The sequence below is a fragment of the Streptomyces sp. M41(2017) genome, from assembly GCF_002078175.1.
In the GTDB taxonomy this organism is placed as follows: domain Bacteria; phylum Actinomycetota; class Actinomycetes; order Streptomycetales; family Streptomycetaceae; genus Streptomyces.
The window spans coordinates 409,469-424,822 of record NZ_MWFK01000001.1; the positions used below are offsets into that span (position 1 = coordinate 409,469).

Sequence of the window (15,354 nt, forward strand, 5' to 3'; positions counted from 1 at the left end):
GTCCGCGGCGCGGCGGACGGCCCTGCCGCGCGGACTCCTCGCTCGCTCGCCGACGTCACGGAACGGAACCATGTCTGCGGAAGCCAAGGCGGACTCGAAGAACGCGCGACCGGCGCCGGGGGCGGGCAGGCCTGCCGCGTCCTCCGGCGCGGGGCACGCGTCGGCGCACTCCACCCCGCACATCACCTCCCGCCCCGCGTCCCCGCCGCTCACCGAGCGGCAGGAGGCGCGTCGCCGCCGCATCCTGCACGCGAGCGCGCAACTGGCCAGCAGGGGCGGCTTCGACGCCGTGCAGATGCGCGAGGTCGCGGAGTCCTCGCAGGTCGCGCTCGGCACGCTGTACCGGTACTTCCCCTCGAAGGTGCATCTGCTGGTCGCCACGATGCAGGACCAGCTGGAGCACATGCACGGAACGCTGCGCAAGCGGCCGCCGGCCGGGGAGAGCGCCGCGGAGCGGGTGGCGGAGACCCTGATGCGGGCGTTCCGCGCCCTCCAGCGCGAGCCGCACCTCGCGGACGCGATGGTCCGCGCGCTCACCTTCGCCGACCGCAGCGTCAGCCCCGAGGTCGACCAGGTGTCCCGGCAGACGACGGTGATCATCCTGGACGCGATGGGCCTCGACGACCCGACCCCGGCGCAGCTCTCCGCGGTCCGCGTCATCGAGCACACCTGGCACTCGGCCCTGATCACCTGGCTCTCGGGCCGCGCCTCGATCGCCCAGGTGAAGATAGACATCGAGACGGTCTGCCGCCTGATCGACCTGACGGCCCCGGGGGAACCGTAGGAACGGGCCGTCCGCACACGGGACCGTGCGGCTCACGGGCCGCCCGGCGAGCCCGGACGGGCCAGGCCCGGCCGCGCCAGCCCGCTCCAACTGCGACCGATCGCCTTCTCTCCGGCCCAGCGGTCCAGGAGGCGGCGCGCCTCCTGCTCGGGAGCCGCCAGGGACACCGCCTGGGCTCCGGCCCGCACCTCGCGGTCCACTTGATGGGTGCCCTCGCTGCAACACGCGCAGAGCATCCGCACCGCGCTCGCGGGTTCGGCGCCGAGACCGTGCTCGGCGAACAGGGCCAGCAGGGCCTCCAGGTCCGCCGCGTCGCCCGCGCCGACCGTCACCTCCCACGTCGGCAGCTCGGACGGCTCGAAGAGCTCGAGCTCGTCGAAGACGGGACAGGTCGTGCCGCGGAAGACGCGCTCGCCCGTGGGCTCGCCGTCGTGCACGACGATCTCGCCGTACCGCCGGCCGCCCGTCACGGGCACGTTCACCACGCGCCCCCGGGTCGGGCACAACCGCTCGATCCACACGACCTCCCGTTGTCCGTCCGTGTCCAGCCGTACACAGGCGACCCCGAAACGGCCGTCGATCTCGCCCTCGCCCTCGGGGAGTTCGATGCCGAAGCCGGCCCAGGCCGCGCGGGCCGTGGTCCAGTCGCGCCGGATCGTGGCGGCGATGCCGAGGTTCCAGTAGGCGGGATCGCCCTCCCCGCGCGGGGCGCGGGCAGCCGCCTCCCGGCCGAGGTCGAGGGCCTTGTCCCAGTTCCGGAGGAACTTGTGGGCGAGCGCGGCGTCGTACCACCACACCGCGCTCGGCCGCTCGTCGGGGAAGTGCTCCAGGACCCGCTCGTAGAGGTCGGCGGACCGCAGCCACTCCTCGGCCTCCCACGCCGCCCTCGCCTGCTTCAGCAGCTCCTTGGCCTCGGTCTTGCGCACGCTTGCCCACCCCGGTCGATCGGTCGAAACCGGTGGAGCGTAACCGAGGGCCGTGCAGCCCCCACCCGGCGCCCCGCCCCCTATTCCTCGGGCGGGAACACCGGCTCCCCGCTGCCCAGGAGGGTGATCATGACGGCTTCCACCGGGCAGCCCTCGGCGGCTTCCAGGATCTGTTCGGTGGCGTCCGTCTCCGGAGTGGTGGGGTGGGACTGGCGTGCGGTGTCGAGATGGAAGGCGTCCGGGGCGTGGTGGACGCACTGGGCGGAGCCGATGCAGACGGAGCGGTCGACCTCGACCTGCCAGCGGTCGCCCATCCTCACGCCTCCCAGCCGGCCGGCAGGTGGATCATCTTGTGCTCCAGGAACTCGCCGAACCCCTCGGGTCCGAACTCCCGCCCCAGGCCCGAGTTCTTGTAGCCGCCGAACGGGCCGAGCATGTCGAGGCTGAAGGTGTTGACGGAGTAGGTGCCGGTGCGGACCAGGCGGGCGATCTCGATGCCGTGGGCGACGTCCGCGGTCCAGACGCTGCCGCTGAGCCCGTAGTCGGAGTCGTTCGCGATCTTCACGGCCTCGGCCTCGTCGCCGTACGGGAGCAGGCAGATGACGGGGCCGAAGATCTCCTCGCGGGCGATGCGCATCGAGTTGTCGACGTCGCCGAAGAGGGTCGGCTCGACGTACCAGCCGCGGTCGAGGCCCGCCGGGCGCCCGCCGCCCGCCAGGATCTTGGCGCCCTCCTCCTGGCCGATGCGGATGTAGTCGAGATTGCGGCGTCGCTGGCGTTCGGCGACGAGCGGGCCGACCTGGGTGGCCGGGTCCAGCGGGTCGCCCACGACCAGGGCGTTCGCCGCGTCGGCGAAGGCGTCCGCGAACTCGTCGTAGCGGGAGCGCGGGACGAGGATGCGGGTCTGGGCCACGCAGGCCTGGCCGTTGTTCATCCAGGCCGCCGACACGATCCCCGGCACCGCCGTGCCGAGATCCGCGTCCGGCAGCACCACGGCCGCCGATTTGCCGCCCAGCTCCAGTGTCACGCGGGTGAGATGACGGGAGGCGACCTCCATCACGCGCCGCCCGGCCGCGACCGATCCGGTGAAGGAGACCTTGTCGACGCCGGGGTGTCCGACCAGATACTCGCTGACCTCGCGGTCCGCCGGAAGGATCGACAGCACCCCGTCGGGCAGTCCGGCCTCCCGCGCGATCTCCCCGAGCAGATAGGCGTCCAGGGGCGATTCGGGCGACGGCTTGAGGACGACGGCGCAGCCGGTCAGCAGCGCGGGAGCGAGCTTGGCCGCCGCCACGAACTGCGGGACGTTCCACGGCACGACCGCCGCCACCACCCCCACCGGCTCGCGCCGCACGAGCAGCTTGCCGAGGACGCCGTCGCGCGCCTCCTCGTAGGTATAGCCGCGCGCGACCGTGATCGCCGCGTCCCAGACCATCATCGCGCCGAGTGCCTGCGCGAGGACGCTCCACGAGTAGGGGGAGCCGTTCTCGGAGGAGATGACACGGGCGATCTCCTCGTGCCGTACAGCGATCGCGTCCTTGATGCGGGTGACGACCGCGATCCGCTCGTCGAGGCTCATGCGTGGCCAGGGCCCCTCGTCGAACGCCTGGCGCGCCGCGGCGACGGCCCGGTCGACGTCCGCCGTCGACGCGTGCGGCACCCGCCCGATGACCTCCTCGGTGTGCGGCGAGATCACCTCGATGACGTCCTCGCCCAGGGGGTCGGTCAACGCCCCGCCGATGAACAGCTGTCCGTGTTCCACGAGCTCGGTCATGGCCGACTGCCTCCCAGGGACGCTCACTGCCAGCACTTCTGACGCTTCATCAGATACGAGAACTGATACCAGTTCCGGTCACATGAGTCCACGGCGCGGACCCGACCGGTGAACACCGCCGACCGGACAGTCGACTTGGGCTCCCATTGGAACCCGTTCTAGTTATAGTGTCCGCAACTCGGCGAGGGGTGGGAGCGCATGGCGCAGGTGAGCGATCACGGCGGGGGCGTACGGTCGATCCGCGTCCCCATCCCCGACAACCCCCTCGGTCACACCCTGGTCTATCTGCTCGACTCCGACGCGGGGCCGGTGCTCGTCGACACGGGCTGGGACGACCCCGCCTCGTGGGACACCCTCGCCGAGGGGCTCACGGACTGCGGCACCTCCGTCGAGGAGATCCACGGCGTCGTCATCACACACCACCACCCCGACCACCACGGCCTGTCCGGCCGCGTCCGCGAGGCGTCCGGCGCCTGGATCGCGATGCACGCGGCCGACACCGCCATCGTGCGGCGCACCCGGGAGAACCGCCCCGAGCGCTGGTTCGCCTACATGGTGGCCAAACTGGAGGCGTCCGGCGCCCCGGAGGACCACATCGCCCCGCTGCGCGGCGCGGGCACCTCCCCGCGCCGCCCCAGCACCCTGCCGGGCTTCTCCCCCGCACTGCCGGACCGCGACATCGTCCCCGGCGAGTTCCTCCCGCTGCCCGGCCGCCGGCTGCGCGCGGTCTGGACCCCCGGCCACACCCCGGGCCACGTCTGCCTCCACCTGGAGGAGGAGCACCCCGCCCGGCTGGCGGGCAACGGACGCCTGTTCTCCGGCGACCACCTGCTCCCGAGGATCACCCCGCACATCGGCCTGTACGAGGACCCGGACACCCACGGCCGCCCTCCGTACGCGGACGGGGACGAGGGCCTGGCCGAGATCGCCGACCCGCTCGGCGACTACCTCGACTCCCTGGAGCGCGTCGGCCGGATCGCCCCCGCCGAGGTCCTCCCGGCCCATCAGCACGTGTTCACCGACGCGCCCGCCCGCGTCACCGAACTGCTCGCCCACCACGAGGACCGCCTCACCGGCCTGCTCACCCTCCTCGCCACCCCGCTCACCCCCTGGCAGATCGCCGAGCGCATGGAGTGGAACCGCCCCTGGGCCGACATCCCGTACGGGTCACGGAACATCGCCGTGTCGGAGGCCGAGGCGCACGTACGGCGCCTGGTGAAACTGGGCCGGGCCGAGGCGGTGGCGGGCACCGACCCGGTGACGTACGTGGCGGTCTGACGCTCCGGCGTCCGGCCCCCGTACGGCCCCGTCCACGTGCCGGCCATCTGTCGTCCGGCCTCGACTCCCCACACCCCGGCCGTACGCGGCCCCTGTCGACGTCCCGGGCCACGCAGGTCGGCCGTCCTCGGCCGAGCGGTCCTCGGTGGGCGCGGTCCTCAGCCCCTCTGTGCCGCGAAGTCCAGGCCCTCCTCGTACGGCATGGCCCGCCCTCGCGCGTACGCCTGCTCGTAGGCCCGGTCGCCGATCTCGCCGCGGACACGGAGTTCGTGCGAGCGGCGGGTGGCGATCAGGTCCGGCGAGTCCATCTGGGCGCGTCCGGTCAGTTCCCACACGCGTTCGCCGATGCCGAGGAGGCGGGCCGCGCGCGTTCCGTCGCCCGCCGCGACGGTCCCGGCGGCGAGCACGTCCAGGGCCATGGCGGCGCCCACCGTGTTGTGCAGCAGGGCGTGCCCGGCCAGCGCGGTGCGGGCGTTGGCGACGGCGGCGACGACATCGCCGCGGACGAGGTCGGCCTGGGCCACGATGCCGTCGGCGAAGGCTCCCGCCCACGACTCCCCGCAGGCCCGGCTCGCCGCCCGTACCTCCTCGGCGACCGTCCGTGCCCGCTCGTCGTCGCCACGCAGCAGATGTGCGAAGGCGAGCGCGACGCGCACCTGGAGCTGCGCGGCGCCGAGCGCGTCCCGGCGCACCGGCAGCCGGGGCGCCGCGTCCAGGACCTCGATCGCCTCGGACAACCGCCCGCTCAGCGCGAGTTGGCCTCCCCTGAGGTACACGGCGGCCACCACCGCCACCGGGTCGCCCTGCGCCTTCGCCGCGTCGGCGCAGCGCACCGCCCAGTTGGCGGCGGCCTCCAGGTCGCCCTGGAGCAGCGCGACCGCTCCCCGCGTCCACGCGGCTCGGGTCCGGTCGGGTCCAGGAGGCGCGTCGGTGCCCAGCACGAGGTCGAGGCAGTGCCGGGCCTCGCGGAGCGCGCCGCAGTGCCGCCACAGGAAGGCGACGTCGGCCACCGTCTGCAGGGCGAGGGGCCCGTCGGGCTCGGTCAGCGCGCAGTCCACGGCCGCGCGGAGGTTGGCGTGTTCGGTGAGGGTCCGCTCGCACCAGGCAGCCTGGCGACCGGTGTTCCACTCGGCGCAGCCCGCGCGGGCCAGCCGCCGGTAGTGGTCACGGTGCCGCAGTCGTACGGTGTGCTCCTCGCCCAGCGCGCGCAGCCAGTCGGCGCCGAACTCCCGCACGGTGTCGAGGAGTCGGTAGCGGGAGGGGTCGTCGCGCCGGCGGCGCACGACGGACTGCTCGACGAGCCGGGCGAGCAGTCCGGGGATCCGTCCCGCGGGCAGCGGGCCGCCCGCGCAGACGTCCTGCGCGGCCCGCTCGCAGAAGCCGCCGGCGAACACCGACAGCCGGGCCCAGAGCAGCCGTTCCAGCGGTGCGCACAGTTCGTGGCTCCAGCCGATGGCCGTGCGCAGCGTCTGGTGGCGGGGCGGTCCGTCGCCGTCCCGGGCGGCGAGCAGGTCGAGCCGGGACGGCAGCCGCTCGCCGAGCAGCGCGGACAACTGGTCCAGGGTGAGGTCCGCGAGCCGGGCGGCGGCGAGTTCGAGGGCGAGCGGGATGCCGTCGAGGCGCCGGCAGACGGCCTCCGCGACGGGGCGGTCGGCTGGGTCCAGGGTGAAGCCGGCCTCGGCCGCGCGGTCGGCGAAGAGGGTCACCGCGTCGTCGGCGACCGGCAAGGGGTCGAGCGGCAGCACTCGTTCGCCGGGCAGGCCGAGCGGCTCCCGGCTGGTGACGAGGACGCGCAGGCCCGGCAGCGCGGGCAGCGTCGCCTCGACGAAGGCGACGCAGTCCGCGAGGACGTGCTCGCAGGAGTCCAGGACGAGCAACAGCCTTTTGCCCGCGGCCCATTCGGCGACGACCTCGGTGACCGGCCGGGTGGACCGGTCGGAGAGACCCAGCGCCTCCACGACCGCGAGGCCGACCAGACCCGCGGTGTGCAGCGGCGACAGCTCCACCAGCCAGACACCGTCCGGATAGTGGGGCTCGGCCCGGGCCGCCGCCCGCAGCGCGAGCCCGGTCTTGCCGACCCCGCCGGCACCGACCACGCCGACCAGCCGGGCGATCCCGGTCCCCGGGTCCAACTCCTGCCCCAGCCGGTCGAGTTCCTCGCCCCGGCCGATGAAGCTCCGCGTCTGCGGGGTCAGGTTGCCGGGCCGCCCGCCGGTCGTCTTCTCGCACACGCGCACCAGTGTGACCACAGCACGCCCACCCGGTGTCGCGCTCGGCGTACTCGGACAGAAAGGCCGCACGCCGACGCCACTTCCGGGCACCTTCGGGCGCGATGTGGTCGGCTCCCCGCCGCAGTGACGCCGTCACCGGAACGGGACCCCGAGGCGCGCCGCGGACCGTCCCCGACCGATCCCGGCTCTCCGTCCTCCTCCCCGGCGCCGCGTGCCGGACCGATGATTCCGCCGCACTGCGGGAGTCTCAGTACCGACAGAGGACGGAACCGGGGTCCGGTACGGAAGGTGCGACCGATGAACAGCCTGCGCGACCTGCTCCAGGGATACGTCGACGACGGCACGGTGCCGGGGGCGGTGGCCCTGGTGGCCCGCGGCGACCGGGTCGTCGTCGAGGCCGTCGGATCGCTGGACGTCGAGGGCGGCGCCCCGATGGCCCGGGACTCGATCTTCCGTATCGCCTCCATCGGCAAGCCGGTGGTCGCCGCCGCCGTGATGATGCTGGTCGACGACGGCGCGATCGGCCTCGACGACCCGGTCGACCGGTGGCTGCCCGAGCTGGCGAAACCGACCGTCGTCCGGACGCCCGCCTCCCCGGTGGACGACGTGGTCCCGGCGCGGCGGCCGATCACCGTCGCCGACCTGCTCTCCTCCCGGGCCGGCTGGGGCTTCCCCTCCGACTTCACGCTGCCGCAGGTGCAGGCACTGTTCACGGTCCAGCCGGACGGCCGCAGGCCCGACGCCCTCCCCTCCCCGGACACGTGGCTGGCCGACCTCGCACGCGTTCCGCTGCTCTACCAGCCGGGCGAGGCCTGGCTGTACAACACCTGCTCCGACCTGCAGGGCGTGCTGATCTCCCGGGTCGCGGACCGTCCGCTGCCGGAGTTCCTCGCGGAGCGCGTCCTGGAGCCGCTCGGCATGAAGGACACCGCGTTCACGGTGCCGGCGTCCGAGCGCGGCCGCTTCGCCCGCTACTACCGGCCCGACGACGAGGGCGGTCTGACCCTGGCGGACGGCCCCGACGGGGAGTGGAGCGCCATGCCGGCCTTCCCGTCCGGCGCCGGCGGGCTGGCCTCCACCGCCGACGACTGGCTGGCCTTCGCCCGGATGCTGCTCGCCGACGGCACGGTGGCCGGCCGCTCCCTGCTGTCCGCCGACTCCGTACGCCGGATGACCACCAACCACCTCACCCCGGCCCAGCGCGACATCGGCGCGCTGTTCCTGGAAGGCCAGGGCTGGGGTTACGGCGCCCAGGTCGACATCGCCCCGACCGACCCGTGGAACGTCCCCGGCCGCTACGGCTGGACCGGCGGCACCGGCACGACCGGCCACCTCGTGCCGTCCACCGGAACGGTCGCCCTGCTGCTCACCCAGACCGGCATGACGGGTCCGACGCCCACCCCCCTGATGCGCGACTTCTGGCGCGCGACAGCGGGATGAGTCCGGACTCGACGCCCCCTCCGGCGGTCGAGGAGCGGGGTCCCGGGCGGAGCCCCCGCCTCGGGTGAACGGGCGTCGGGCAGGACGGAGGGGTCCAGGGAAGCTGTCGGGCGGCCACGGCCCGGTGGGACGGGCACCGTCTCACCGCCGGCCGAGCACCACCCGGATCAGGTCCTCCGCGTCCCCGAGCAGCTCGACCTCGCGGCCGCTCATCGTCGGGTTGGCCGCCCGGCGTCGCAGCGCCTCGGCCAGCGCGCTCTCCGTCACCTGGTCCTCGTTCGCGTCGAGCAGCGCCTCCAGCGTCTCGCCCGCCACGTCGCCGATCGGTCCGCCGCCCACGGCGACCTGGGCGAGGATCACCGCGGACGTGGCCCAGTCGAGGCCGGGCGGCCCCTCCTCGGCGTTGGCCCAGTCGATGACCTTCGGTCCGTGCGGGGTGAGCATCACGTTGTCGGGGTGCAGGTCCAGGTGCAGGACGCGGACCGCGGGATCGGCGGACAACCGCGCGGGCACGGCGTGCAGCCGGCGCAGCAGCCGGGCCAGGACGAGGCCCGCCTCCGGCGGGGACAGCAGTCCCTGCCCGAACGCCTCCAGCATGGTCGGCCCCGACAGCCGCTCCATGACCAGGTCGGCGCGGGTCGCGGCCCGCACGCCCGGCACCGGATAGCCGTGCTCGTGGACGTGCCGCATGACGACGGCCTCGGCCGTCGCGTCACCCCAGCCGCCACGGTCCCGCCGCAGCACCCACGCCTCGTCGATCTCGTAGACGTCCGCCGAACGCCCCGAACCGAGCAGTCTCCCCGTCCGCATGGCCCGAACCTAACCCCGTCCCCGGCGGGCGCACAGGCGGCACGAAAGTTCTTTCGTACGGCCGGTAGAGTGAGCCCGTCGTCATCACACCCGTACGAGGAGAAGCCGGTGCAAATCCGGCGCTGACCCGCAACCGTGAGCCGCTTCGGCGGTGAGCCGGATCGCCTCGCCCGGGATGTGACCGGCTCGCGCCCTCGGCAGTCCGCCGACGGCCGGCACCGTCGAGGGATACGGAGCCGGAGCCGCCCGGGATGCCTCGTCGTACCCGGTGCTGCCCGGCTCCCCACTGGGAGAGTCATGTTCGTTCGCCGCACCGCCGCGGTACTGGCCGCCACCACCGTGATCGGAGCGGTGCTCGCACCGGCCGCCCTCGCGGCGGACTCCTCCCCCTCGCCGTCGACGGCGATCCCCTCCGGCCTCTACGGCTCCACCGACCCGACGTACGACGGTGTGTGGCGGCAGTCCCTCGCCCTGCTCGCCCAGGACACCGCCGGGGTGCGTCCCGCCGCGAAGGCCGTGGACTGGCTGACCGGGCAGCAGTGCGCGAACGGCGCGTTCGCCGCGTTCCGCGCCGACGCCTCCGCCGCGTGCGACGCCAAGACGCAGGTCGACACCAACAGCACCGCTGCCGCCGTGCAGGCGCTGGCCGCGCTCGGCGGGCACGACGACGCCACCGGCCGGGCCGTGACCTGGCTGAAGTCCGCGCAGAACAAGGACGGCGGCTGGGGCTACATGTCCGGCGGGCCCAGCGACACCAACTCGACGTCCGTCGTGGTCGGCGCGCTGCACGCGGTCGGCAAGAAGCCCCAGAGCGTCTCCAAGGACGGCAAGTCCCCCTACGACGCACTGCTGACGCTGTCGATGCCCTGCAAGGGAGACGGTGGCGGCGCCTTCGCCTACCAGCCCGACAAGAAGGGCAGGCTCGCGGCGAACGCGGACGCGACCGCCGCGGGCGTGACGGCCGGCATGGGCCAGGGCTTCGTCGCGCAGCGGGGAAACACGAACGCCCTCACGGGATGCGTCGCCCCCGAGACCCCCAACCGGGCGGACGCGGCGGGCAACGGCGCCAACTACCTCGCCGGGGCGCTGGCGAAGACCTCGTACCTGAAGTCCTCGCTCCCCGGTGCCGATGACCAGCCCGACTACGGCAACACGGCGGACGCGGTGGTGGCCCTGTCGTCCATCGGTGCGACGGAGGAGGCGAAGAAGCCGCTCGCCTGGCTGGAGAAGAACTCCGCCGCCTGGGCCGCCAAGTCCGGCCCCGCCGCGTACGCGCAGCTGATCTTCGCCGCGCACAGCACCGGCACCGACCCGCGTGACTTCGGCGGCCAGGACCTGGTCGCGAAGCTGAACGCGACGGGCCCGGCGCCGAGCACCGCGGGCGCCTCGGCCACGCCGGGCGAGAAGAAGGACGACGAGAAGAAGGACGACGGCGGCGGGCTCGGCGTGTGGTGGATCGTCGGTGTCGGCCTCGTCGCCGGTGTCGGCATCGGCTTCCTGATCAGCGGCCGCAACAAGAACCGACAGCTGTGACCGTCCGGCGGACGACCGCGCCGGCCCTGGCGCTCGCCCTCGCCCTCCTGCTCCTCGTCCTCGGCGGCGCGGGGCAGGCCCGGGCGGTCGGCTACCGCTACTGGTCCTTCTGGGACCTGGCCGGCGGGAAGTGGACGTACGCGACCCAGGGCCCGTCGACCGCGCGGCCGTCCGACGGTGACGTCGAGGGCTTCCGCTTCGCCGTGAGCGAGGACTCCCGGCACGCCGTACAGCCGCGCGGGAAGCGGGACTTCGCCGCGATCTGTGCCGGCACGGCCGCCGAGCGGGGCATGAAGCGCGTGGCGCTGGTCATCGACTCCGGCACGGCCGCGGACGCGCCGTCCGGCGAGCGACCTCCCGCCCCGCGCACCGCCTGTGCCCGCGTCGCCCCGGACGCGAGCACCGCGGAGGCGCTGGCGGCGGTCGCCAAACCGCTGCGCTACGACACCAACGCCCTGCTGTGCGCGATCTCCGGCTACCCGCGCACGGGCTGCGGCGACCAGGTCGCGGCGTCCGAGCCCACCGCGTCCGCCCGCCCGGGCGCGGCCGAGCCGGCCGGTCACGGTCCTTCGGTGGGCCTGTGGGCGGGCGTCGCCGCGGTGGCGGCGCTCGGCGCGGCGGCCGTCCGGCAGGCCCGCCGCCGCAGGGGCTGAGCGCGACCATGAACACCGGCGACCGTGCACATCCCACCGCCGCGGCCACGGACCGGAGCCGCCTGCGCCGCCCCCCGGGACGGCCGGACCCCGCCCTGCCGGGACCGGGCCGCCGGGAGACCGGGGACGGACCGGCCGAGCCGCCCGGTTCCCCGGTCCGGCCGCCGTGGTCGGCCCGCGCGGGCGCCCTGCATCCGGGAGCCTGGTGGATCTGGGCCCTGGGCCTCGGCACCGCGGCCTCGCGCACCACGAACCCCCTGATCCTGGCCCTCCTCATCGGAGTCGCGGGATACGTGGTGGCCACCCACCGCGGTGACGCGCCCTGGGCCCGCTCCTACACCGCCTTCGTGAAACTGGCCGCCGCGGTCCTGATCGTCCGGCTGGCCTTCGCGGTGCTCCTCGGCTCCCCCGTCCCGGGCACGCACGTGATCGTCACCCTCCCCGAACTCCCGCTGCCGCACTGGGCGCAGGGCATCCGCATCGGCGGCCGGGTCACCGCCGAGGGCGTGGTCTTCGCGCTGTACGACGGTCTGAAGCTGGCCACCCTCCTCGTCTGCGTCGGCGCGGCGAACGCCCTCGCGAACCCGGCGCGGCTGCTCAAGTCGCTGCCGGGGGCGCTGTACGAGGCGGGTGTCGCCGTGGTCGTCGCGCTGACCTTCGCACCGCATCTGATCGCCGACGCCCAGCGGCTGCGCGCCGCGCGCCGGCTCCGGGGCCGTCCCGACCGGGGGCTGCGCGGGCTGCTGCACGTCGGACTGCCGGTCCTCGAAGGCGCGTTGGAGCGCTCGGTCGCGCTGGCCGCCGCGATGGACGCGCGCGGATACGGGCGCACGGCCCAGGTTCCGGCCGCCGTCCGCCGCACGACCGGCGCCCTCACCCTGGGCGGGCTGCTCGGCGTGTGCGCGGGCACCTACGGGCTGTTGACGGCCGAGGGCGGCACGTACGGGCTGCCGGTGCTGCTGGCCGGACTCGCCGCGGCGCTCGGCGGCCTGTGGCTGGGCGGCCGGCGCTCCCTGCGGACCCGCTACCGGCCCGACGTGTGGGGCGTGCGGGCCTGGCTGGTCGCCGGATCCGGCGCGGCCGTGGCGGCCCTGATGATCCTGGCCGCGTCCGGCGACCCCGCCGCCCTGCGCCCCGGTGTCGTCCCCCTCGTCGCTCCCACCCTGCCGCTCGGGCCCGCGGCCGCCGTCCTGCTGGGCCTGCTCCCCGCCTTCGTGGCCCCGACCCCTCTGCGAACCCCGGCCCCCGAGGAGCCCTCATGATCCGCTTCGAGGACGTCTCCGTGACGTACACCGGCGCGGCCGGACCCGCCGTCCAGGGGGTGGACCTCGACGTCCCGGAGGGTGAACTCGTGCTGCTCGTCGGCCCGTCCGGGGTCGGCAAGTCGACGGTGCTCGGCGCGGTGAGCGGACTGGTCCCGCACTTCACGGGCGGAACCCTGCGCGGCCGGGTCACCGTGGCGGGACGGGACACCCGCACGCACCGGCCGCGGGACCTCGCCGACGTGGTGGGCACGGTGGGCCAGGACCCGCTGTCGCACTTCGTGACGGACACGGTGGAGGACGAACTCGCCTACGGGATGGAGTCGCTCGGCCTCGCCCCGTCGGTGATGCGGCGCCGTGTCGAGGAGACCCTCGACCTGCTCTCCCTCACGGACCTGCGGGACCGTCCGATCGCCACCCTGTCCGGCGGCCAGCGCCAGCGCGTCGCGATCGGTTCCGTCCTGACCCCGCACCCCCGGGCGCTGGTCCTCGACGAGCCCACCTCGGCCCTGGACCCCGCCGCCGCGGAGGAGGTCCTCGCCGTCCTCCAGCGCCTCGTCCACGACCTCGGCACGACGGTCCTGATGGCGGAGCACCGCCTGGAGCGCGTCGTCCAGTACGCCGACCGGCTCGCCCTCCTCCCCGCGCCCGGAGCGCCGCTGACGCTGGGCAGCCCGGCGGAGATCATGGCCGTCTCACCGGTCCGCCCGCCCGTGGTGGAGCTGGGCCGCCTGGCCGGCTGGTCCCCGCTTCCCCTGACCGTCCGCGACGCCCGCCGCCGGGCGGAACCCCTGCGCGAGCGCCTCGCCGGAATCCACCGCGAAACCCAGGGGTCCCCCGAGGCAGGAGCCCCCACGGGAGTCGCGGCACCGCACGGCCCGACGGGACACCCGGCGGCCGTCGCACCGGCCGCCCCCTCCCGCCCCCTCCTCGCCCGCCTCCTCGGCAGGCCCGCCCCCGTCTCCCCCGGCGCTCCCGCGTCGTCCGCCCCGGCCGAGGTGGCCGTCGTCCGCTCGCTGGCCGTGCGGCGCGGACGGGTGGAGGCGCTGCGCCGGGTGGACCTCACCGCGGGCCCCGGCGAGACGATCGCGCTGATGGGCCGCAACGGTGCCGGGAAGTCGACGCTGCTCGGGGCGCTGGTCGGGCTCGTCGAACCGGCTGCGGGCTCCGTACGGGTCGGCGGCGCGGTTCCCCACCGCACGGCGCCGCGCGATCTCGTGCGCCGGGTCGGACTCGTACCGCAGGAGCCCAGGGATCTGCTGTACGCGGACACGGTGGCCGCCGAGTGCACGGCGGCCGACGAGGACGCCGGGACGGCGGCCGGGACCTGCCGGGCGCTCGTGTCGGAGCTGCTGCCGGACATCGGCGACGACACGCATCCCCGTGACCTGTCGGAGGGGCAGCGGCTGGCGCTGGCGCTGGCCGTGGTCCTGACGGCCCGGCCCCCGCTGCTGCTGCTCGACGAGCCGACCCGCGGCCTGGACTACGCGGCGAAGGCCCGGCTGGTGACCGTGCTGCGCGGGCTGGCCGCCGAGGGGCACGCCATCGTGCTCGCCACCCACGACGTGGAGCTCGCGGCGGACCTGGCCCATCGCGTGGTGATCCTCGCGGACGGCGAGGTCGTCGCCGACGGGCCGACGGCCGAGGTGGTCGTGGCGTCGCCGTCCTTCGCCCCGCAGGTCGCCAAGATCCTCGCCCCCGAGCCGTGGCTCACCGTCGCCCAGGTCGGAAAGGCCCTCGCATGAGCGCCCCGGAATCGGCCGGGCGCACCGCCCGGTCCGTGCAGCCGCAGGCCAGGGCCGTCCGCCTCGGCCCGCGGTCCGTCGCCGCCCTGGCCCTGGTCAGCGCGACCGGTGTCGCCGGGTTCGGCTGGCCGCTCCTCGCGGGCCCCGGTTCGCAGGTCGGCGCGCACGCCCAGGACGCCCCGTGGCTGTTCGCGGGGCTGCTGGTCCTGCTGGTCGCCGTCGTCGCGGCGACGATCTCCGAGTCGGGGCTCGGCCCCAAGGCGGTCGCCATGCTCGGGGTGCTGGCGGCGACCGGCGCGGCGCTGCGCCCGGTCGGGGCGGGGACCGCGGGCATCGAGCCGATGTTCTTCCTGATGGTGCTCAGCGGGCGGGTGCTCGGGCCGGGGTTCGGGTTCGTGCTCGGCTCCGTGACGATGTTCGCCTCGGCCCTGCTCACGGGCGGGGTGGGGCCCTGGATGCCGTTCCAGATGCTGGCCATGGGGTGGTTCACGATGGGGGCGGGGCTGCTGCCGGGGCCGGACCGGCTGCGCGGTCGCGGGGAACTGCTGATGCTCGCCGGGTACGGGTTCCTCGCCGCCTTCGCGTACGGCACCGTCATGAACCTGTCCGGCTGGCCCTTCATGGACGCGCTGGCCTCGAACGTCGCCTTCGACCCGGACGCCGCGCTGCCCACGAACCTCGCGCGGTTCCTCGCGTACTGCCTGGCCACGTCCCTCGGCTGGGACCTGGGACGCGCGGTCGTCACCGTCGTCCTCACCCTGACGCTCGGCGCGACGCTGCTGAAGGCGCTGCGCCGGGCCACCCGCCGGGCCGCCTTCGAGAGCCCCGTCACGTTCGACCCCCGCTGACCGGCGACCCACGTCACACCGGCGGACGACACCCCGTGGCGACGCGCGCACCCTCCGTCGGACCGGGAGT

The 15,354-nt window shown here is 74.9% G+C and carries 13 protein-coding genes and 1 riboswitch; of the genes, 8 read left to right on the forward strand and 5 right to left on the reverse strand.

Translation table 11 applies throughout. The annotated features are described in order from the left end of the window. The first annotated feature begins 70 nt into the window (after positions 1 to 70). Positions 71 to 784 carry a TetR family transcriptional regulator gene (locus B0675_RS01815; protein ID WP_203659883.1) on the forward strand — a complete coding sequence of 238 codons (714 nt, stop codon included), beginning with the start codon at positions 71 to 73 and terminating at the stop codon, positions 782 to 784. Positions 785 to 816: 32 nt separating this feature from the next. Here B0675_RS01815 and B0675_RS01820 read toward each other — a convergent pair whose 3' ends face one another. The 3 genes from B0675_RS01820 to B0675_RS01830 form a co-directional block, all read right to left on the reverse strand. After that, positions 817 to 1,710, reverse strand: a complete 894-nt coding sequence (locus tag B0675_RS01820; RefSeq protein WP_081216970.1) for a tetratricopeptide repeat protein — start codon at positions 1,708 to 1,710, stop codon at positions 817 to 819. 80 nt (positions 1,711 to 1,790) lie between these two features. Then, positions 1,791 to 2,024: a ferredoxin gene (locus B0675_RS01825; RefSeq protein WP_081216971.1), complete on the reverse strand. Its 234-nt coding sequence runs from the start codon at positions 2,022 to 2,024 to the stop codon at positions 1,791 to 1,793. 2 nt (positions 2,025 to 2,026) lie between these two features. Then, the gene (locus B0675_RS01830) at positions 2,027 to 3,484 is read right to left on the reverse strand and encodes an aldehyde dehydrogenase (RefSeq protein WP_081216972.1); all 1,458 of its coding nucleotides are present in this window, start codon (positions 3,482 to 3,484) and stop codon (positions 2,027 to 2,029) included. 198 nt (positions 3,485 to 3,682) lie between these two features. Here B0675_RS01830 and B0675_RS01835 point away from each other — a divergent pair, with 198 nt between their 5' ends. Then, positions 3,683 to 4,762, forward strand: coding sequence for an MBL fold metallo-hydrolase (locus tag B0675_RS01835; RefSeq protein ID WP_081216973.1), 1,080 nt, complete (start codon positions 3,683 to 3,685; stop codon positions 4,760 to 4,762). A gap of 158 nt (positions 4,763 to 4,920) precedes the next feature. Here B0675_RS01835 and B0675_RS01840 read toward each other — a convergent pair whose 3' ends face one another. Continuing rightward, on the reverse strand, positions 4,921 to 6,993 hold the full coding sequence (locus B0675_RS01840; protein ID WP_241539673.1) for an NB-ARC domain-containing protein: 2,073 nt from the start codon (positions 6,991 to 6,993) through the stop codon (positions 4,921 to 4,923). 297 nt (positions 6,994 to 7,290) lie between these two features. Between B0675_RS01840 and B0675_RS01845 the strand changes: the two genes are divergently transcribed. Then, positions 7,291 to 8,433, forward strand: a complete 1,143-nt coding sequence (locus B0675_RS01845; RefSeq protein WP_081216974.1) for a serine hydrolase domain-containing protein — start codon at positions 7,291 to 7,293, stop codon at positions 8,431 to 8,433. 141 nt (positions 8,434 to 8,574) lie between these two features. Here the strand turns inward: B0675_RS01845 and B0675_RS01850 are convergent, their stop codons facing one another. Further along, a complete protein-coding gene (locus tag B0675_RS01850; RefSeq protein ID WP_081216975.1) occupies positions 8,575 to 9,243 on the reverse strand; it encodes a phosphotransferase in 669 nt (222 codons plus the stop codon). A 99-nt stretch (positions 9,244 to 9,342) separates the two neighbouring features. After that, a riboswitch (cobalamin riboswitch) is annotated at positions 9,343 to 9,406 on the forward strand. Between the two features lie 134 nt (positions 9,407 to 9,540). On the opposite strand from B0675_RS01850, the gene B0675_RS01855 reads away from it, so the two are divergent. From B0675_RS01855 to B0675_RS01875, 5 genes are read left to right on the forward strand one after another with little or no spacing between them, the layout of a single operon-like run. Beyond that, a complete protein-coding gene (locus tag B0675_RS01855; protein WP_081216976.1) occupies positions 9,541 to 10,776 on the forward strand; it encodes a prenyltransferase/squalene oxidase repeat-containing protein in 1,236 nt (411 codons plus the stop codon). Then, complete coding sequence (locus B0675_RS01860; protein WP_081216977.1) at positions 10,773 to 11,429, forward strand: SCO2322 family protein; 657 nt, start codon at positions 10,773 to 10,775, stop codon at positions 11,427 to 11,429. The genes B0675_RS01855 and B0675_RS01860 overlap by 4 nt, the downstream gene beginning before the upstream one ends. Positions 11,430 to 11,437: 8 nt before the next feature. Next, positions 11,438 to 12,691 carry an energy-coupling factor transporter transmembrane component T gene (locus tag B0675_RS01865; protein WP_081216978.1) on the forward strand — a complete coding sequence of 418 codons (1,254 nt, stop codon included), beginning with the start codon at positions 11,438 to 11,440 and terminating at the stop codon, positions 12,689 to 12,691. Beyond that, positions 12,688 to 14,436 (forward strand): ABC transporter ATP-binding protein, encoded by a 1,749-nt coding sequence (locus tag B0675_RS01870; RefSeq protein WP_081216979.1) that lies wholly within the window; start codon positions 12,688 to 12,690, stop codon positions 14,434 to 14,436. Before B0675_RS01865 ends, B0675_RS01870 begins: the two co-directional genes overlap by 4 nt. Further along, on the forward strand, positions 14,433 to 15,284 hold the full coding sequence (locus B0675_RS01875; RefSeq protein ID WP_081216980.1) for an ECF transporter S component: 852 nt from the start codon (positions 14,433 to 14,435) through the stop codon (positions 15,282 to 15,284). Before B0675_RS01870 ends, B0675_RS01875 begins: the two co-directional genes overlap by 4 nt. Positions 15,285 to 15,354: the final 70 nt, after the last annotated feature.